Origin of the sequence: Aquibaculum sediminis, from assembly GCF_040712085.1 — a bacterium.
In the GTDB taxonomy this organism is placed as follows: domain Bacteria; phylum Pseudomonadota; class Alphaproteobacteria; order Kiloniellales; family DSM-21159; genus Aquibaculum; species Aquibaculum sediminis.
The window spans coordinates 245,895-264,067 of the sequence record NZ_JBFCVK010000004.1; the positions used below are offsets into that span (position 1 = coordinate 245,895).

The following is an 18,173-nucleotide window of genomic DNA, read 5'->3' on the forward strand; positions in this document are numbered from 1 at the left end:
ACAGGGGGTTCGCGTTGATTAAGGAGACAGGGATGCGGACACGAAAGGAAACTCACCGGGCCGCCAAACCGCCGCCAAGCAAGACGACACCGGACAAACCGGCGCCGCGCAACGGCGAGGAGCCGGATCTGACCACAGGCTCCAATGCGCCCCGCGCGCGCGAAGGCGGCCTGCAGGAAGCCATCGGCGTGCAGGTCCGCAGCCTGCGCAAGCAGCAGGAAATGACGGTCGTGGAACTGGCCGGCCAGGCGGGCCTGTCGGCCGGGATGCTGTCCAAGATCGAGAACGGCGGCATCTGCCCCTCCCTCAACACCCTGCAGGCCCTGGCGCACGCCTTGAACGTGCCCATCACCGCCTTCTTCGAGAAGTTCGAGGAGCGTCGAGACGCCTCCTATGTGCCGGCCGGCGCGGGCGTCACCATCGAGCGGCGCGGCAGCAAGGCCGGCCACCGCTATCAACTCCTCGGCCACTCCCTGGGCGGCGACATTGCGGTGGAGCCCTATCTGGTGACCCTGAGCGAGGGCGCCCAGCCGTACGGCAGCTTCCGGCACGAAGGTGTAGAGTTCATCCATCTGCTCGAAGGCCGCGTGCGCTATCGCCACGGCGACCGCCTGATCGAGATGGGCCCCGGCGACTCCCTCTTTTTCGATGCGGCCGCACCGCACGGGCCGGAAACCCTCGAGGAATTGCCGCTGCGCCTGCTGTCGATCATCATCTATCCGCGAAGTTGATCCCCCGGACATATCCGGCCGCTCTGCTCCGCGTTTCCTGACAGGAAAACAACTTTCTTATTATTGACAGGGCGGCCGGAGCCGCTAGGCTCGCAGGCCTCATCCTGGAGGACTGCGCCATGTGCGGTATTGTTGGACTTTATCTTAAAGATCAGCGCCTGGCGCCAGAGCTGGGTGCACATCTGGAAACCATGCTCATCAAGATGACGGACCGCGGCCCGGACAGCGCCGGTTTTGCGGTCTATGGCGACCCCATCGAGGGCATGGTCCGGCTCACGATTCGCAGCGATGCTGCCGAACCGGATTTCGAAAGCCTCAGCGCGCGCCTGGGCAGCGATGTGCGCATCACCGCCCACGGCAACCATGCCCTGGCCCTGGTGCCGGCGACCTCCCTGGAGCAGGTGCAGACCGTCATCGCCGCCGAACCGGATCTGGTGATCTCCAGCCGCGGCGAGCGTGTGGAGATGTACCGCGATGTCGGCCTGCCGGCCAGCGTAGCCAAGCGCTTCGGGCTCAGCCGGATGCAGGGGACGCACGGGATCGGCCACACCCGCATGGCCACGGAGTCCGCAGTCACCGTCGACGGCGCCCATCCCTTCTCCACCGGCAACGATCAATGTCTGGTGCACAACGGCTCGCTCTCAAACCACAACGACCTGCGCCGCCGCCTGCGCCGCGAGGGCATGGAGTTCCGCACGGAGAACGACTCGGAAGTGGCTGCGGCCTATCTGTCCTGGCGCATGAACCAGGGAGACAGCTTCGGTGACGCCCTGACGCACGCGCTGGACGACCTGGACGGCTTCTACACCTTCGTCGTTGGGACCGGCCGCGGCTTCGGCGTGCTGCGCGACCCGATTTCCTGCAAGCCCGCCGTGCTGGCGGAAACCGATGCCTGGGTGGCTTTCGGCTCGGAGTATCAGGTGCTGACCGACCTGCCGGGCATTGATAAGGCCCGTGTGTGGGAGCCCAAGCCCGCCACCCCCTACTTCTGGGAGCGCTGAATGCCAACCGTGGACCTCTCCGTTACCTCCCTGCGGGAATTGAACCAGGCGCTGCATGAGCAAGGCGACCCGGGCAACGACCGCCACTGGATCGTCAAGAATCCCAAGGGCCAGCACGCCCTGGCGGCGGGCGTCGATGCCGCCCTGGACATCGATATCGAGGGGCATGTCGGCTATTACTGCGCCGGCATGAACAAGCTGGCCAACATCACCGTCCACGGCAATGCCGGCTTCGGCGTGGCCGAGAACATGATGTCCGGCGTGGTGCACGTGAAGGGGGACGCCAGCCAGTCTGCCGGCGCGACGGGGCGTGGCGGTCTGCTGATCATCGACGGCAATGCCAGCGCGCGCTGCGGCATCTCCATGAAAGGCATCGATATCGTCGTGAAAGGCGACATCGGCCACATGAGCGCCTTCATGGGCCAGGCCGGCCGACTGGTCGTTTTCGGCGATGCGGGCGAGGCGCTGGGCGACTCCCTCTACGAGGCCCGCCTCTATGTCCGCGGCGCGGTCACCAGCCTGGGCGCCGACTGCATCGAGAAGCCCATGGAGGACAAGCACCGCGAGGAACTGGCCGCCCTGATCGACGCGGCCGGCGCGACCGGAGAGGTCGATATCGGCGAGTTCCGCCGCTATGGCTCGGCACGCAGCCTCTACAACTTCAAGGTCGACAATGTGAGCGCCTACTGATGACCACGGCCAAGACCCCGACGACCATCCCGCGCAAGTCGGCGACCTTCGACGACTACACGCTTTCCGAAATCCGCCGCGCAGCCGCCACCGGCCTCTACGACATCCGCGGCGCCGGCAGCAAGCGCAAGCTGCCCCACTTCGACGACCTGCTCTTCCTGGGCGCGAGCATTTCGCGCTATCCCCTGGAAGGCTACCGCGAGAAGTGTGGCACCGACGTGGTGCTGGGCACGCGCTTCGCCAAGAAACCGATCGAACTCAAGACGCCGGTAACCATCGCCGGCATGAGCTTCGGATCGCTCTCCGCCCAGGCGAAGGAAGCGCTCGGTCGCGGCGCCTCGGCAATGGGCACCAGCACCACCACCGGCGACGGCGGCATGACGCCTGAGGAACGCGGTCATTCCGATAAGCTGGTCTACCAGCTCCTGCCCTCGCGCTATGGCATGAACCCCGATGACTTGCGCAAGGCAGACGCCATCGAGGTGGTGGTGGGCCAGGGCGCCAAGCCGGGCGGCGGCGGCATGCTGCTGGGCCAGAAAATCTCCGAGCGCGTGGCGGAAATGCGCACCCTGCCCCAGGGCATCGATCAGCGCTCCGCCTGCCGCCATCCTGACTGGACCGGCCCGGACGACCTCGAGGTCAAGATCCTCGAACTGCGCGAGATAACCGATTGGGAAAAGCCGATCTACATCAAGATCGGCGCCACCCGGCCCTACTACGACACCTCCCTGGCGGTAAAGGCGGGAGCTGACGTGGTGGTGCTGGACGGCATGCAGGGCGGCACCGCCGCGACCCAGGAGGTCTTCATCGAGCATGTGGGAATCCCCCTGCTCGCAGCCATCCGCCCCGCGGTCCAGGCGTTGCAGGATCTGGGCATGCACCGTAAGGTCCAGCTCATCGTTTCTGGCGGCATCCGCAACGGTGCAGATGTTGCCAAGGCGCTGGCGCTGGGTGCCGATGCGGTTGCCATTGGCACGGCCGCTCTGGTGGCTCTGGGCGACAACGACCCGCAATGGGCCGAAGAGTATGCCGCTCTGGGCAGCGAGGCCGGGGCTTATGACGACTGGCACGAGGGCCGCGATCCCGCCGGTATCACCACCCAGGATCCGGAACTGGCTAAGCGTCTTGACCCGGTGGCGGCAGGCCGTCGCCTGCGCAACTATCTCGCGGTCCTGACGCTGGAAGCGCAGACCATCGCGCGGGCCTGCGGCAAGTCGCACCTGCACAACCTGGAGCCGGAGGACCTGGTGGCCACCACCATCGAGTCCGCCGCCATGGCCCGGGTGCCTCTGGCCGGGACCGGTTGGATCCCGGGCCAAGGCAACTTCTAAGGCTTCGGCTGCCTATGGGCGTGCTGCACCAGCCAGCCCGTGGCGCCGACGGCTATTGCCGGGTTCATGCCCGGCCTTTTACCGCCCTCTCCGGTTCTCATCGAGCCGGAGAGGGCGTTTCGGAATCGGAAGAACGTCGTTCAGAACAGGGACACGACAATGGCGAGTAAACTGGAACAGGCTGCAAAAGACCGAGGTATCAAGTACTTTCTCGTATCCTTCGCGGACCTCAAGGGTTCGATGCGGGCCAAGTTGGTTCCAGCGGCCGCGATCGCTGGAATGGAAGAGGATGGCGCCGGCTTCGCCGGCTTTGCGACATGGCTTGATATGTCGCCGGCCGACGGCGACATCCTGGCCGTGCCCGACCCCGACAGCCTGATCCAACTGCCCTGGCAACCGGAAGTCGGATGGGTTGCCGGCGACCTCTGGATGAATGGCGAACCGGTGGAGCAGGCGCCGCGTAACGTGCTCAAGCGCGTCATCGAAGCCGGAGGCAAGCGCAACGCCTATATGCGCAGCGGCGTGGAACTGGAGTTCTCGCTGATCACCCCCGACGGCTCGGCCCTGGCGGATACGGCGGATTGCGCCGCCAAGCCCTGCTACGATCCCCAGGCCCTGATGCGGCGCTTCGACCTCATCCGCGAGATGTGCGACGCCATGCAGGAACTGGGCTGGGAGCCCTACCAGAACGACCATGAGGACGCGAACGGCCAGTTCGAGATGAACTGGAGCTACGCCGACGTGCTGATCACCGCCGACCGCACCATGTTCTTCAAGTACATGGCAAAGACTCTGGCCGAGAAGTATGGTCTGCGCGCCACCTTCATGCCCAAGCCCTTCATCGACCTGACGGGCAACGGCTGCCACGCCCACATGTCGCTATGGGACCAGCGCGAAGGCGGCAACAACCTCTTCATGGGCGATGGTGAACTGGGCCTGTCACAGACCGCCTACCACTTCCTCGGCGGCCTGCTGCATTCGGCCCCGGCGCTCTGCGCGCTGACCAACCCGACGGTCAACTCCTACAAGCGCATCAACGCCCCGGTCACCGCCTCGGGCGCCACCTGGGCCCCCAATGCCGTGACCTATACCGGCAACAACCGCACCCACATGGTGCGCATCCCGGACTCGAACCGTCTGGAACTGCGCCTGCCCGACGGCGCCGCAAACCCCTACCTGATGCAGGCGGGCATGCTTGCATCCGGCCTTGACGGCCTGGAGAACAAGCGCGATCCGGGCAAGCGCCTGGACGTGAACATGTACACCGACGGCCACCTCTACAACGACGTGCCGAAACTGCCGCTCAACCTGCTCGACGCCCTGCGCGAACTGGAGGCCAACGAGGTCTTCCGCAAGCACATGGGCAACGACGTGATCGACGGCTTCCTCAAGCTGAAGATGGCCGAGTGGAACGACTACGCCCGTCACCTCACCGAGTGGGAGCGGCGCACGACCCTCGACTGCTGATCGCAGCCTTCATCGCGACCTGCCGAACGGCCTCTTCCCTCGCGGAAGGGGCCGTTCTGCGTTTTGCAGGCGTTCAGTCGAGGCATTCCAGCAGGTCGCACAGGACCCGGGCATGGTTGCGTTCGCGATCACGCGCAGCATAGAGCAGCGTGATCGGCCTCTGGCCGGCGCGGCGGTTCAGGGCGCGCAGGTCGTCGTCGCGCCCGCTCAGTTCACCGCGATAGGCCGCGACAAAGGCGTCCCATGCCTCGGGATTGCGGTGGAACCAGCGCCGCAGCTCGCTCGACGGCGCCAGGTCCTTGGCCCAGTGGTCCACCGCCGCCCGCTCCTTGCTCAGACCGCGCGGCCAGAGGCGATCCACGAGCACGCGCAAGCCGTCGTCATCGGCCGCTGGATCATAGACGCGCTTGATGTGAATCCGCGACATTCCCGCCTCCGCCCGGCGGCCAGGCACAATCGATCAAGGGCGTCTTGTCCAGTTCGCGCAGGAAGACCTCGCGCGCCTCGCTCAAGCGCCCGCGCAACAAGCATCCGGGGGTCAGAGTGCAGCCACCGCCGTCGTCCCGGAAGCACTCCACCAGCGGCGCATCGCCCTCCAGGCGCCGGATGACCGCCCCCAGGCTCACCCTATTTGCCCCCTCGGCCAGCCGGATGCCACCGCCCGCTCCCTTGCGGCTTTCCACCAGCCCGGCCTGGACCAGTTCTCCCACCACCTTGACCAGATGGTTGCGTGAGACGGCAAACTCGCGGGCCAGGGCCTCGGTGGTGAAGCGCGTTCCCGGCGCGCCGGCCAGGCGCATCAGCACCCGCAGGCCGTAGTCGGTGAAAGAAGTCAAGCGCATGGCTGCATCCGTAATCTCTTGGCACCCGTCAGCATGGCATGATAAATAGGTATTTGAAATACCGATTTGAGGATGCCATGACCGCCAGTCCCAGAACCACCAGTCCCGGCACACCCAGTCAGCGCCGAATCCAACTGACGGAAGAGATCATCGAGCGTACCGGCATCGACGATGCGATGATCGAGAGGCTCGTGCGCCGCTTCTATGAGCAGGTGCGCGGCGACCCGTTGCTCGGCCCCGTGTTCGAAGCGCGCATCGCGGACTGGGAGCATCATCTGCAACGGATGTTTGCCTTCTGGTCGTCGGTGGCCCTGATGACCGGGCGCTATCACGGACAGCCGATGCAGAAGCACGCCCCCCTGCCGGTTGACAGCCGACACTTCAATCGCTGGCTCGCCCTGTTCGAGCAGACGGCGGAGGAGGTCTGCCCTCCGGTGGCGGCAGCCCATTTCGTCGAGCGCGCACACCGCATCGCCGACAGCCTGGAACTGGGCGTTGCGGTGCAGAGCGGCCACTTTCTGAGCAAGGGCGAGCGCCTTCATCGCCCGGACCATGAGGTCGAACTCCCGCCCGCGGCCTAGCGCGACGCCACTTTCACCCGCATTTGGGAGCAGCAGCATGAGCGACCCGAACGATGAGACTCCGGCCGGCTATGCCTCGCCACCCTGCCTGATGCACGAAGTGGACCCGGCCTACAGCGGCCTCGCGAGCGCCGCCGACCCGCGCCAGAAGGCCGACGTGCAGCGCTGGCGCAAGGCGGAGCGCGACCGGCTGGTGAAGGCCCGGCTGGCTGCGCCCCTGGAACAGCGCAAGGCCTGGGGTGCGGCGATCGCCGAGCGGCTGGCCGACGCCATCGGCGATCCGTCCGGTCTGACGGTCAGCGCCTACTGGCCCTTCCGCGGCGAACCGGACCTGCGCGGCCTGCTGAAGCAGGTGATCGCCGGCGGCGGGCGCGCCGCGCTGCCGGTGGTCGTGGCCAAGGCGACGCCCCTGATCTTCCGCGCCTGGGAGCCTCGGGCCCCGCTGGAACGCGGCGTCTGGAGCATTCCCATCCCGGCCGAAGGCGCCGAGGAGGTCACGCCTGACGTCGTGATCTCGCCGGTGATCGGCTTCGACCCCGACTGCTATCGCCTGGGCTACGGCGGGGGCTTCTTCGACCGCACCCTTGCCGCCCTGCCCCAGCGCCCGCGCGTCTTCGGCGTCGGCTTCACCCTGGCGGCCATTCCCACCATCTACCCGCAGGGCCACGACATCCCGATGGACTGCGTGGTGACGGAAGAGGCCGTGGTGCACCCCCGAGAGACTTGAACGCAGCCTTCCTCGCGCCCACAACAGGTCCCTGAAGCAAGACAAGCGTGGGACTGAAGCGATGAAGGTGGACGGACGCCCCTACCGCACGATCTGGAGCGAGCGCGACGGCCGGGTGCAGGTCATCGACCAGACCCGCCTGCCGCATGCCTTCGAGGTACTCACGCTCGAGGATCTGGAGGCCGCCGCCCAGGCCATCGAACGCATGGTGGTGCGCGGTGCGCCCCTGATTGGCGCCACCGCCGCCTACGGGCTGGCACTGGGCCTGCGCCGGGACGCCAGCGATCAGGGCTTGGAGGCCGCCCATGCCCGGCTGCTGCGCACCCGCCCCACGGCCGTCAATCTCCGCTGGGCGCTGGACGCGCTGCGCAGCACGGTCGCGCCGCTGCCGGTGGAAGCGCGTGCGGAGGCCGCCTGGCAACAGGCTGCCGATCTGTGTGACGAAGACGTGGAACTCTGCCGGCGCATCGGCGAAGCCGGCCTGCCGCTGTTCCGTGCCGCCGCCGAAGCCAAGTCCAGCGGCGAGCCCTTGCGGGTACTGACCCACTGCAACGCCGGCTGGCTGGCGACGGTGGACTGGGGCACGGCCCTGGCGCCCATTTACATGGCCCATGACGCCGGCATTCCAGTGGAGGTCTGGGTGGACGAGACCCGGCCACGCAATCAGGGCGCCGCGCTGACCGCCTGGGAACTGGGCCGCCACGGTGTGCCGCACAAGGTGATCGCCGACAATGCGGGCGGCCACCTGATGCAGCAGGGGCTGGTGGATCTCTGCATCGTCGGCACCGACCGGACCACCGCCAATGGCGATGTCTGCAACAAGATCGGCACCTACCTGAAGGCGCTGGCCGCCAAGGCCAACGGTGTGCCCTTCTATGTCGCCCTGCCCTACCCCACCATCGACTGGCAGGTGGAGCGTGGCCGCGACATCCCCATCGAGGAGCGCAACGCCCGCGAGGTCACCCACATCTGGGGCCGCGACGAGGCGGGACGGATCTGCGAGGTGCAGGTCACACCCGACGGCAGCGCCGCCGCCAATCCCGCCTTCGACGTGACGCCGGCAGAGCTGGTCACCGCCTTCGTTACCGACCGGGGCGCCTGCCCCGCCAGCCGCGCCGGCCTCGCCGGGCTCTATCAGCGGGGCGAAGCGGCACAATAGTCGGGCTACTACTCAGCCCTTTATCAGCGCCCGCTGACGCCGCTCCAGCCACCAGCCGGCCTGCTGCGGCCAGCGCTGGAAGCCTTCGGGCGTATCGCCTTCCAGCTCTCCGATAGCCGAAAGCGCCCAGTTCGGGTGCGCCAGCGCCTGGCGGCCGATGGCGATGATATCCGCCTTGCCCTCGGCCAGGGCCGCCTCGGCCTGCTTGGCGTCCAGGATCAGGCCGACGGCCATGGTGGCGATATCCGCCTCACGCCGCACCGTTTCGGCAAAGGGAACCTGGAAACCGGGACCGCGCTTGACTCGCGCCGCAGTGGCGGAGCCGGCCAGACCACCGGAGGAGCAGTCGATCACATCGACGCCGATCTCCTTGAGGCGGCCGGCGAGCCAGACCGTGTCCTCCAACTGCCAGCCCCCCTCGATTCCATCGACGGAAGAAAGACGCACGAAGAGCGGCTTGCCCGCCGGCCAGGCCTTGCGCACCGCCTCGGCCACCTCGAGCGGAAAGCGCGCGCGGCCTTCGCGGTCGCCGCCATAGGCGTCCTCGCGCCGGTTGCTGATGGGTGAGAGGAAGGAGTGCAGCAGGTAGCCGTGCGCAGCGTGCAGTTCGATGACCTCGAAACCCGCCTCCTCGGCGCGCCCCACCGCGGCGATCCAGGCGGCGATCAGGCGCTCCATATCGGCGCGCTCCATCTCGCGCGGCACCAGCCAGCCCTCGTCCATGGGCAAGGCCGACGGCGCCATAGTCTCCCAAGTGCGCTCGCCTTGGGCGAAGTTGGACTCGTCCAGGGGGCCGTTGCCTTCCCAGGGCCGCTGCATGCTGGCCTTGCGGCCGGCATGACCGAGCTGGATCCCCGGCACCGTGCCATGGGCCTTCAGGAACTCGGTAATCCGGCGCAAACCGGGGATCTGCTCGTCCTGCCACAAGCCGAGACAGCCGTGGGTGATCCTCCCTTCCGGCACCACGGCCGTCGCTTCGGTAAAGACCAGACCGGCACCGCCAAGGCCGAAGCGCCCGAGATGAACGAAGTGATACTCACCGGCAAAGCCATCTCGCGCGGAATACTGGCACATGGGTGAAACAGCGACGCGGTTGGACAGCGTGACATCGCGCAGGCGAAGCGGCGAACCGAGCAGACAGGACATAGAACCTCCGGACCGTGAAAAACGGGCATTGCGGCCAGCAGCCGCGCGGCGAGTTTAGCCTTGTGGCCGGACCCTTTACCAGTGCAGGCCCGGCGGACACGCCAGCGCCACTGCTCAGAGCGACAGCGTATCGCTGATCACCTTGATCAGCATCAGACCGGCACCCCCGGCAATGACGCCCAGAAAGAGGTTCTTGCGCGTGAGCAGGAAGACGAGCAGCGCCAGCGCACTAGCCAGCAGGCGCTGCCAGAGCGCCGTTTCCTCCAGGAGGCCTGCGGGCAGGAAGACGATCCGTGCAATCAGCGCCGCCAGCGTCGCGTAGGCCACACAGGCAAGCCAGCGGAACACCGGCTGATCGGTGTCGAGCCGGCCCGAGACGAACACGCCGGCTCCGCGCCAGAAATAGGTTGCCAGGCCACAGGCCAGCACCAGACCCCAGAGCGACCAGTCGCCACTCACGAGCGGCGCTGCCGGGCTTCAAGCAGGACGAAGGCCAGTGTCCCACCCAGTACCCCGGCGAGGATCAGGCTCCACTGCGGCACCAGCAGGTGCAGCAAGGGCCCGGCCAGCGCGCCGCACAACAAGGCCGTCACGCCCAGGCGGCTGCGGGTCTCGCCGCTCAAGACCAGGAAGAAGTACATGGGGTTGAGGAAGACCAGCCCCAGGGTCACCAGTTCGGTGAAGAGGTAGGAGAGTTGATAGCCGACGACGGTCCCGACTGCACAGGCCAGCCAGAGCAGGACGGTGAATCCGAGGAAGTAGGGAAGACGCTCCACGCGGCGCATCTGCGGACAGCGCCGGATGGCCACGGCCCAGCCGGTCATGGCGACGAGGTGCCCGGCCAGGTAATAGTGCGGCTGGCGCCAGCGAGGATGACGCAGGCTGGGCAGCAGCGAGGCGGTCATGGGAAAGAAGCGCGCGGCGGTGAGCATCACCGCCAGGACCAACGCCGGCGCTGCGGTGCCGAGGTTGTAGAGTTCGATCATGGCGATCTGGCCGGGAAGGGCCCAGATCGCGAAGGTGGAAACAAGGCTGAGCAGCAGCGAGAAGTCGGCATCGCGGGCCAAGGCGCCGAAACCGACGTAACCTGCACCGAGCACCGCCGCAGGCGTGCCGCCGGCTTCGCGCATCCCCTGCAGCCAGGCGCGGCGCAGTGCCGAAGCCGTTCCCTCTCCTGAGTCGCTCATAAGCTTGCTGTGGCACAGTCGGGCCGATTGGTCCAGTCGACCAACCAGCCGTACGGTCACGCTCCCGGGCGCACCACCATGCAGTCGCCGCCCCGCCCCTTGAGGCTGCTGCAGGCCTGCCGTGCCTGCGGTTCCGCCAGGTCGGCAAGGCGGGCGCGGTAGAGGGTCTGGCCGTTTATCTGGACCTGCGGCACCGAGACATGTGCACCGGGCAAGGACAGCGCAGATGCAGCGGATGTGGCCGCGTCGCGGGCCATGGTTTCGCGGCTGTAGGCGCCGACCTGCACCGACCAGCTTCCGCCGCCGGATGTGGGCGCCGAACCGGATGTGGACGACCTTTCGGGAGCTTTCTGGGTCCGGGCCGCCGGCGCTGCCCCGCTCGCGCCGGACCCCGGCAAGGGAAAAGCCCCGGCATCCGTCTGGGACACCGAGGCCGTGGCTTGTGGGCGAGGTTGAGGCTCAGGCGCCCGGCTGCTGCTTTGTTGCGGCAGCGGGAAGGCGCCGCTCCGGGTCGCTGGCGCCCTGTCCTGGGGCAGGCTCTGCTCCTGGGCCCACGGGTAGAGCTGCCGTGGCTCCGCGGCCCGTGTCGGAACAACGCTCCTGCTTGGCGCGGATGGCGACGAGGCCGCGGCCGGTGACGGTGGTTCGCGCGGCGCCGCCGAACGGGGCAAGGGCATCACACCCTGACGCGGGGCGGACTGCTGGATACTGGGTTCAGGTGCCGAGCTAACCGGGGATGTGCTGACCCTGGGTGCCGACTGCGCCGGCGCCCGCCAGGCGGGTGTCGCGGCCGGCGCTGCGACACGAGGTGCCGTCCGGGGCGCAACCTGCGGCGCCTCGACACTGGGGGCCGGGACCGGGGCATAGGATGTACCCAGGTCGTTGTAGAAGGAGGACATTCCCGAATTGGGCACCGATCCGCCCCACAAGGGCAGAACGCCGGTGTCCATGCGCACGGCACCGTTCTCGAAGCCATAGAGCAGCGCCTCCGGGGGAACGTCGGAGCCGCCACAGCGCCGATACTCCATTTCCAGCGCTCTCATATAGGTCGGCAGGGTCCGGGTTGGATGCTCGAGTGTCTGCCAGGCGAAGACGCAGCTCTGGTCGCCATGGCGCGCAGTGGCATAGACATAACTGCCGTAGCGGTTGTTGCGCGGTGCTGCCTGGATCTCCGCCCGAATACCAGGAAACTCTTCCTGCAGCCGACGCTGGATCCGCGCCTGGGAATAGCGTGTTCGCGAGAGGCTGTGCCGCTTCATGGTGAACCAGTCCGCCGCATCTGTGGCCTTGGTGAAGAAGCGCAACGACAGGTAGTTGTCACCGGGCAGGTAGCTGTCGCTGGCCAGGCCCAGGCGCTGCTCCATCCCGTTGTCCCAGAGGCGCTGCGACACGCCGATCAGGGATCCTGCTTCCTCCGGCGGCAAGAGGAAGAGCGACTCCGTAATCTCTTCGCCGCTCCACTGATAGGGCGACAGGCGCTGCTCCAGCGTTTGCGGCGGCCCGGACTGGCAGGCTGCAAGCAGCAGCGCCAACAGAGCCAAGGCTAGGAGGGAAAAAGAACGGATCATTTCAGCTCACGTTCCTTGAGGAGCCGCAAGCCCAACTGCGTATCACGGGTGCTCATCTGCTGGTCCAGGCGCTTGAAGGTTGTGCGCGCCCTCTCGAACTGATTGGAATTCAGATAGGCCCAGCCCTGCAACTCCGCGAGATAGCGCGGCAGCGGCGCAACACGCTGATGCGCCTCCATCAGTCGCAAGGACTGCTGATAGTCGCCATTGTCGAAGGCCGCGGATGCCATGTTGGCCATGGCCTGGGAGAAGACCTCCTGCTTCTGCTCTGCGGTCATAGGCAAGGCGTGCATCTGCTGCATGGCCTCGTCCACCTGGCCACGCTGAAGCAGAGTGAGGAGATAGCCGTAGCTAGCCTGGGCATAGGCCTCCTCGTTGCGCGCCTCGGCCATCACCTGTTGGAAGGTGGCCATGGCTTCGGCGGTTCGATCCGCTTCCAGGAGACACCAGGCCCGGATGCCACGATCGCCGGCAGAGAGCGACTGCCCGCTGGTCTGCTGCAGGCAGCTTGCGATCTGGCCGCGCTGCAGGGCGGTGGCTGCGGGACTTGGCGCGCCCCCACCACCATCGCCCAGCATCTCGGCAATGCGCGAGGATCGGCCAGCCCACTCCGCCGCCAGCGCCTCGAACCCGGCCTGGTCGCCCAGTTGCTGCAGGCTCACCGCGAGACCGACGGCCGCATCCTCGCTTTCGCGCCAGTTGAGGGACTGCCGGAACCAGGCCTCCGCCGCATGGGGTTCCTCCAGTTCCATGGCAGCCCACCCCAGGGCCAGGGCCGTCGAGGCGTCGCGATTGCGCTCCGCATACTCGGCAAGCTTCGTGGCCACCTCCAGGTTGACCGGCTTGCCGTCTCCTCCGAGCCTTCCGGTCAGCAGGCCGATGTAGTTGCGGTAGATCGCCGGCGAGGAACTGGCATGGCGGGAGGCCAGCGCCTCGGCATCGCCGGTCCGCCCCAGGCGCATCAGGGCCAGCACCCGCCCTTCCACGGCATCGGTGCCGGCGCCCCAATCCTGGGCGGCCTGGAACCAGGTGTTCGCATCTGCCCACGAACGGCGTTCGGCATAGTACCAGCCGAGAGTCAGGGCGAGCTCCGCATCCTCCCCCTCGCGCGCTTCCCGGTGCAGACTCTGCAGCAGCTCCGGCGCCAGTTCCTCGCCGCCGGACAGCCGCTCGGCAAGACGGCCGCGGCGCAAATCCTCGCGCACACGCTCGGCTTCCTCGGTCTGGCCGAGACGGCTCTCCACCAGGGCGTCGAGCGCGACCAGACGCTCATCGTCCAGCAGTTTGTTGGCCTTCTGCAAGGTGGCCAGCAGCACGCTCTCGTCGTTGCAGGTGGAAAGGATGCCGCGATAGACCTCCGCACTCTGATTCGGGCGCTCAAGACGCACGAAGGCCTCAGCCACCGTCCAGGCGTTGTCGACGCGCTCGCAGCTGATCAATGCCGGCTCTTCGCGCGACAGTTCGATCACCCGGCCCCACTGCTCCGCCTGGGCGGCCGCACGCAGACGCTCCTGCGCTTCAGCCAGATCGAGCTGATCGAGCAGTTCTTCCGAGGGGGAATAGCCCGGGGAGGTCTGCTGCAACTCCGCGATACTCTCGCGCACCTCGGCGTAGCGGCCCTCGGCAAAAAGGTCCCACAGGGGAGACTCGTCGAAGCCGCCACCGGCATCGGGGTCGAAGAGGTCGTCAGGCGGCTGCCAGGTGGGATCGATTGAGCGCAGGCGGCGAATCTCCGCTTCCAGGCGCTCGAGATCGCGCATCCGCGCATAGTAACGCAGCGCCGTTTCGTCCAGCGCGTCGTCCTCTTCCGCCTGTGCCGCGTCACCCTCGCCCGAGCCGTCCGGTGGCTCGGCATCCTCTTCCGGCTCCGCTTCCTCCTGGACTTGCGGCGCCACTGTTTCCTCAGCCGGTCCCGGCTCTTCGCTCTGGGCAAGCAGCTGGCTCGGCTGCCCCAACATGAGAGGCAGCGCCAGAACGCCCATCGCGATCAACCATCGGCACCAGCGTCTCAGCATCCCGGGAACCCGCGGTCTCTGTACAGATTCGACAACAACAGGAGAGTCGCGGGGTAGTAAAAGCTTTCAGGTGAAAGACTCCGCTGCCCCACTCCCTGCTCTTGCCTTGCGCAGGCAAGCAACTGCCGCAATGCATCGTAGGCGGGATCGTCGTTGAATTCTACCTCAGACTCGCCAACCAAGGGCTGGACCACCGGGAAGGGGGCACCCGTGTCGCCCCAGGAAACCGCGTAAGCTTCCAGGACTTCGGCTTCATTCACGCCCGCCGCTAGCAGATAGAGTGGAACACGCAATGCGTTGTAGCCGGATTCCCAAGGCAATTCGTCGGGGGGAGAAAAGCTGCCGTCGGCCTCCACGGTGACCCAGTCCGGTATCAAGGGATAGGTGGCGATGAGGTCGCGCAGCAGCTGGCGGCCGCTGTCGATCAAAGTCTGCCAGACCGGATCAGGGTCGAGTTCCTGCATCTCCTCCAGGCTGGCGAAGAGCCAATAGGAGGGATTCACAACCAGGCCGTCTTCCTGCGCGAATCCTTCGCGCCCGGGTATCAGGAGCGTGTAGGGGCCCACCTCGCGCACCAGTTCGCTGCGGATCGCCAGCGCGAGTTGCTCCGCCTCCTCGCGATAGTCCTGCCGCTGCCAGCGCCGCGCCGCCAGCGAGAGGGCATGCGCGATCAGCAGGTCGCCATCGGAGGCATTGTTCACATCGGTAATCGGCGGCTCCGACTCAGGGTCATAGCGCCAGGCCACCAGTCCGTCATCGCGGATCAGGAGGTTGTTGCGCGTCCAGGTCCAGACCCGGGCAAAGACTCCAGGGCTGTCCAGCTCCGCCGCGAGCAGGAGGGTGTAGCCCTGGCTTTCGGAGTGGGAGATGCCGCCATTGCCGTCATCGACCACGCGCCCGTCCGCCGCCACATGACGCTCCTGGAACACCTCCCAGGAGCGTTGCAGCGAGTCGGTCGCATGGCTCGTAGCGGACAGACCCACCACCAGCACCACGGCACCCAGGAAAGCCTTAACCCAGATCACGACGGCGGCGATCCATCCGCAGCAGCATGTAGGTCACCGCGCTGAGCAGGAATACAATCATGCCCGTGCTCACCAGCAGGGCCAGCACGTTGCGCGACAGCCAGTTGCTGAGAATGAGGCGCAGATTGCCAAGCGACGTGGTCGGCGGCATCACCGTATAAGGCTGTCCCACTGCGCCCGTGCCTAGCGTTTGCGGCTGCGGTCCCCATACCGCCAAGTCTCCCTTCAAGCTCACCCAGTAGTCAGGCTGCACCAGTCGCTTGACGCCAGCAAGCAGAAGCCGGCTGTCGAGCGCGGTGATCAGTGTCACCGTCCGGCCGGGAGTGCTGTGGGCTTCGTACTGCATCATGACCGCGGTCACATCGCCGCTGCTTCCACTCAGGAACCGCTGGGCGGCCTGCTCGGCCTGCATGCCCTGGGCCAGTGCGGGAAGCAGGCTGACCAGGCGATGATACCAGCTCCGCTCCGACCCCTCCTGCTCGTGCGAGCCACGACGCCAGCTCTCGCGCGGCACGCTTTCCTCCGCTTCGTGGTCTTCTTCAAAACTCTGGGCGACAAAACGTTCCTGCGGCACGCCGCTGCGCATCGCCTCGATCCGCTGCAGAAGCGACTCGGTGGCGGTGGTGGCTGCGATCTCACGTTCGTCCGAAACCATTGGATCGATCGGACGATGGTAGCTCCAGGCTGTCACGATGTCCTGCTGGCGCAGGGGCGCATTGGCGAAAACCGTTGGCCGCAGGTTATTGGTCGGCCCCACGGCCAGGAGGTTGCGCGAGGACATGTCCGGGTAGCTGAAGGTGGGCCGCAAGCGCAGCCGGTCGTCCGCCTGTCGAGCCACGGCCGCCGCAACCACCAAGGCCGAGTTGATCGTCTGCAGGTCGCGCACCGCGATGTAGAGATCGCTCAGCACCGGCTGCCCATTGTTCACGTATGGAAAGCCCCGCTTCACGAAGAGGTCCAGGTCCGGCAGATGGCCGAGCCGGGCATAGCTGGGGAAGGTCAGCTCCGTATCCGGATGCAAGACAAAGCGCGGCGGTTGATCGATGTTGATGGTGCCGGGCGGACAGAAGCCCAGGTTGTCGGCATTGAGCGCCGGAAGGCTCACCTCGAACTCGATCTCGTTCACACCCGGCTTGAAGTTACGCAGCGGCAGATTGATGAGCCTGTCGTCCATCACCTCGCCCTGGGGATCGTTCAGGCCGATAAGGGCAGAGCCGGTTCCGTTCACGAAGATGTTGAGCGCGCTGTTCCGGTGCAGCCCCGGTGCGTAGGACGCGTTGAGTTTCAAGGTGACCGCGTCGTCATTGGCCGCGAAGAAGTCATCCGGGAGCAGAAGTTCCGCTTTGATCGAGCGGCGCAGTCCGCCCACCTCGGTCTCCGGGGTCCCGAGTTGGCCCAGAGTCACGGCCTCGCCACCCTGGATGGGTTCTCGCGGTGGCCCGGGGCGTTCCAGGGCCGGTGAGAGATCGGAGATCACGGCGTTCGAGCGCGCCGGCAACTCGAGTTCCTGCGAAACCCAGGCGGCAATCGCATCACTCACCTCTTCCCGATTCTGTCCGGAAAAGATGAGCACCGCGCTGCCGTCGCCGCGTCCCAGATTGTGCACGCCCACATAAGGCCCCGAGACAAAACTCATGATCTCGTGCGGGACCATTCCGCTCAATTCGTTGGCGGTGCCGAAAAGCGCCAGCATGCCACCCGGCAACGCATCGCGATCAAAGACCGGCAGCGCCGTCGCCGGGAGACCAGCACGCTCCAGACTCTCAAGCGACACAAGCTGAAAGTCCGGCAGGTCTCCCGGCACGCGCCGGGCTGCCCCCTGGACCAACTCGAGGGCGTCAGCAACCCATTCCTCGTCCGGGCTGTTGGAGGGTGCCAGCAGAGTGAGGCGGCGCGGCCCGTTGATACCCGAGGCCAGCGCGTAGTCGAAGCTCGCCAGGGAGGGGGGAGCCAGAGGCTGCGCCAGGCGCACCTCGATCCCGCTGGCCAGAGCGTCCACCGCGCTCCAGAGCTCGTAGATACCATTGATCGAACAGAGCACGCGGTGGTTCTGGCGCGCCCGAATGACGACCTCGTTGGGTCCGGGCCGGAACAGCCCCTCAGGCAGATCTGCCCGTATGTCCTGCGCTCCGGAAACGGCACGCGGCGCGAAACTGGCGACCAGGCGACCGTTGACGGCAACATCGAGGCGCGAGGCGGCGGGCAGAACCTCAATCGAGTTCAGATAGCGAATGAAAATGCGAGAGTCGGCGACCACTGCTTCCGCCGGCAGGGTGACCGTGAAGCGACGCTCGGCCTCCTGCTGCTCCAGCAACACCTCGCGATTGTCGTCGGGCAGGTTGCCCTCAAGTGGCAGGAAGCGCCAGGCGGCCCCGCGTTCCGCCTCCATGCGAGGATCGCCCCGCAGGACATAGGGGTCGCGCACGCTCGGTGCTTCACGCTCCGCGTTTGTCTGCACCTCCGGCTCCTGGTCGGCACCGCCCTGCCGCTGCTGTTGCGGCAAGACGCGAAGGTCCGCACCGGGGTCGCCGAGCGCACCAGAGGAGCCAGTTTGCCCGTCATCCATCTCGTTCGCATCGAGTGGCGGCAAGGGAATGAGGGTCTGCGCCTGCGCGTTCAACCCGGCGGCAGAAAACGCCAATGCGCAGAGACCTGCCAGCGCAACACCCAGAAAGGCCGAACGAAGCCGGATCATGCCCCGTT

17 protein-coding genes are annotated in these 18,173 nt (G+C 66.7%); 8 read left to right on the plus strand and 9 right to left on the minus strand.

What is annotated here, in order from left to right; translation table 11 throughout:
* Positions 1-32 precede the first annotated feature (32 nt).
* The 5 genes from ABZ720_RS08285 (at position 33) to glnT (ending at position 5,220) form a co-directional block, all read left to right on the plus strand.
* Positions 33-731: a helix-turn-helix domain-containing protein gene (locus ABZ720_RS08285; protein WP_366555045.1), complete on the plus strand. Its 699-nt coding sequence runs from the start codon at positions 33-35 to the stop codon at positions 729-731.
* A gap of 119 nt (positions 732-850) precedes the next feature.
* On the plus strand, positions 851-1,732 hold the full coding sequence (locus ABZ720_RS08290; RefSeq protein WP_366555046.1) for a class II glutamine amidotransferase: 882 nt from the start codon (positions 851-853) through the stop codon (positions 1,730-1,732).
* A complete protein-coding gene (locus tag ABZ720_RS08295; RefSeq protein ID WP_366555047.1) occupies positions 1,733-2,422 on the plus strand; it encodes a GltB/FmdC/FwdC-like GXGXG domain-containing protein in 690 nt (229 codons plus the stop codon).
* Positions 2,422-3,753, plus strand: coding sequence for an FMN-binding glutamate synthase family protein (locus ABZ720_RS08300; RefSeq protein WP_366555048.1), 1,332 nt, complete (start codon positions 2,422-2,424; stop codon positions 3,751-3,753). Before ABZ720_RS08295 ends, ABZ720_RS08300 begins: the two co-directional genes overlap by 1 nt.
* A gap of 159 nt (positions 3,754-3,912) precedes the next feature.
* Entirely contained in the window at positions 3,913-5,220 is a 1,308-nt protein-coding gene (glnT, locus tag ABZ720_RS08305) for a type III glutamate--ammonia ligase (RefSeq protein WP_366555049.1), read from the plus strand.
* A gap of 73 nt (positions 5,221-5,293) precedes the next feature.
* On the opposite strand, the gene ABZ720_RS08310 is transcribed toward glnT, so the two are convergent.
* Together ABZ720_RS08310 and ABZ720_RS08315 are read right to left on the minus strand one after the other, a co-directional pair.
* Complete coding sequence (locus ABZ720_RS08310) at positions 5,294-5,647, minus strand: DUF488 domain-containing protein (RefSeq protein WP_366555050.1); 354 nt, start codon at positions 5,645-5,647, stop codon at positions 5,294-5,296.
* A complete protein-coding gene (locus tag ABZ720_RS08315) occupies positions 5,616-6,062 on the minus strand; it encodes an RrF2 family transcriptional regulator (protein ID WP_366555051.1) in 447 nt (148 codons plus the stop codon). The genes ABZ720_RS08310 and ABZ720_RS08315 overlap by 32 nt, the downstream gene beginning before the upstream one ends.
* Positions 6,063-6,139: 77 nt before the next feature.
* Between ABZ720_RS08315 and ABZ720_RS08320 the strand changes: the two genes are divergently transcribed.
* The 3 genes from ABZ720_RS08320 (at position 6,140) to mtnA (ending at position 8,529) form a co-directional block, all read left to right on the plus strand.
* Complete coding sequence (locus ABZ720_RS08320; RefSeq protein WP_366555052.1) at positions 6,140-6,643, plus strand: group III truncated hemoglobin; 504 nt, start codon at positions 6,140-6,142, stop codon at positions 6,641-6,643.
* A 37-nt stretch (positions 6,644-6,680) separates the two neighbouring features.
* Positions 6,681-7,370 (plus strand): 5-formyltetrahydrofolate cyclo-ligase, encoded by a 690-nt coding sequence (locus ABZ720_RS08325; protein WP_366555053.1) that lies wholly within the window; start codon positions 6,681-6,683, stop codon positions 7,368-7,370.
* 61 nt (positions 7,371-7,431) lie between these two features.
* Positions 7,432-8,529: an S-methyl-5-thioribose-1-phosphate isomerase gene (gene mtnA / locus ABZ720_RS08330; RefSeq protein WP_366555054.1), complete on the plus strand. Its 1,098-nt coding sequence runs from the start codon at positions 7,432-7,434 to the stop codon at positions 8,527-8,529.
* A 12-nt stretch (positions 8,530-8,541) separates the two neighbouring features.
* Here mtnA and ABZ720_RS08335 read toward each other — a convergent pair whose 3' ends face one another.
* The 7 genes from ABZ720_RS08335 to ABZ720_RS08365 all read right to left on the minus strand — a co-directional run bounded on the left by ABZ720_RS08335 (position 8,542) and on the right by ABZ720_RS08365 (position 18,165).
* Positions 8,542-9,675, minus strand: coding sequence for an NADH:flavin oxidoreductase/NADH oxidase (locus ABZ720_RS08335; protein ID WP_366555055.1), 1,134 nt, complete (start codon positions 9,673-9,675; stop codon positions 8,542-8,544).
* Positions 9,676-9,789: 114 nt separating this feature from the next.
* A complete protein-coding gene (locus ABZ720_RS08340; protein ID WP_366555056.1) occupies positions 9,790-10,134 on the minus strand; it encodes an AzlD domain-containing protein in 345 nt (114 codons plus the stop codon).
* On the minus strand, positions 10,131-10,862 hold the full coding sequence (locus tag ABZ720_RS08345) for an AzlC family ABC transporter permease (RefSeq protein WP_366555057.1): 732 nt from the start codon (positions 10,860-10,862) through the stop codon (positions 10,131-10,133). Before ABZ720_RS08345 ends, ABZ720_RS08340 begins: the two co-directional genes overlap by 4 nt.
* Before the next feature lie 56 nt (positions 10,863-10,918).
* Positions 10,919-12,430, minus strand: a complete 1,512-nt coding sequence (gene bcsN, locus ABZ720_RS08350) for a cellulose biosynthesis protein BcsN (RefSeq protein ID WP_366555058.1) — start codon at positions 12,428-12,430, stop codon at positions 10,919-10,921.
* Entirely contained in the window at positions 12,427-14,445 is a 2,019-nt protein-coding gene (locus tag ABZ720_RS08355) for a coiled-coil domain-containing protein (RefSeq protein ID WP_366555059.1), read from the minus strand. The genes bcsN and ABZ720_RS08355 overlap by 4 nt, the downstream gene beginning before the upstream one ends.
* A complete protein-coding gene (locus tag ABZ720_RS08360) occupies positions 14,439-15,470 on the minus strand; it encodes a family 8 glycosyl hydrolase (protein WP_366555060.1) in 1,032 nt (343 codons plus the stop codon). The genes ABZ720_RS08355 and ABZ720_RS08360 overlap by 7 nt, the downstream gene beginning before the upstream one ends.
* Positions 15,457-18,165 (minus strand): cellulose biosynthesis cyclic di-GMP-binding regulatory protein BcsB, encoded by a 2,709-nt coding sequence (locus tag ABZ720_RS08365; protein ID WP_366555061.1) that lies wholly within the window; start codon positions 18,163-18,165, stop codon positions 15,457-15,459. The genes ABZ720_RS08360 and ABZ720_RS08365 overlap by 14 nt, the downstream gene beginning before the upstream one ends.
* Positions 18,166-18,173 lie beyond the last annotated feature (8 nt).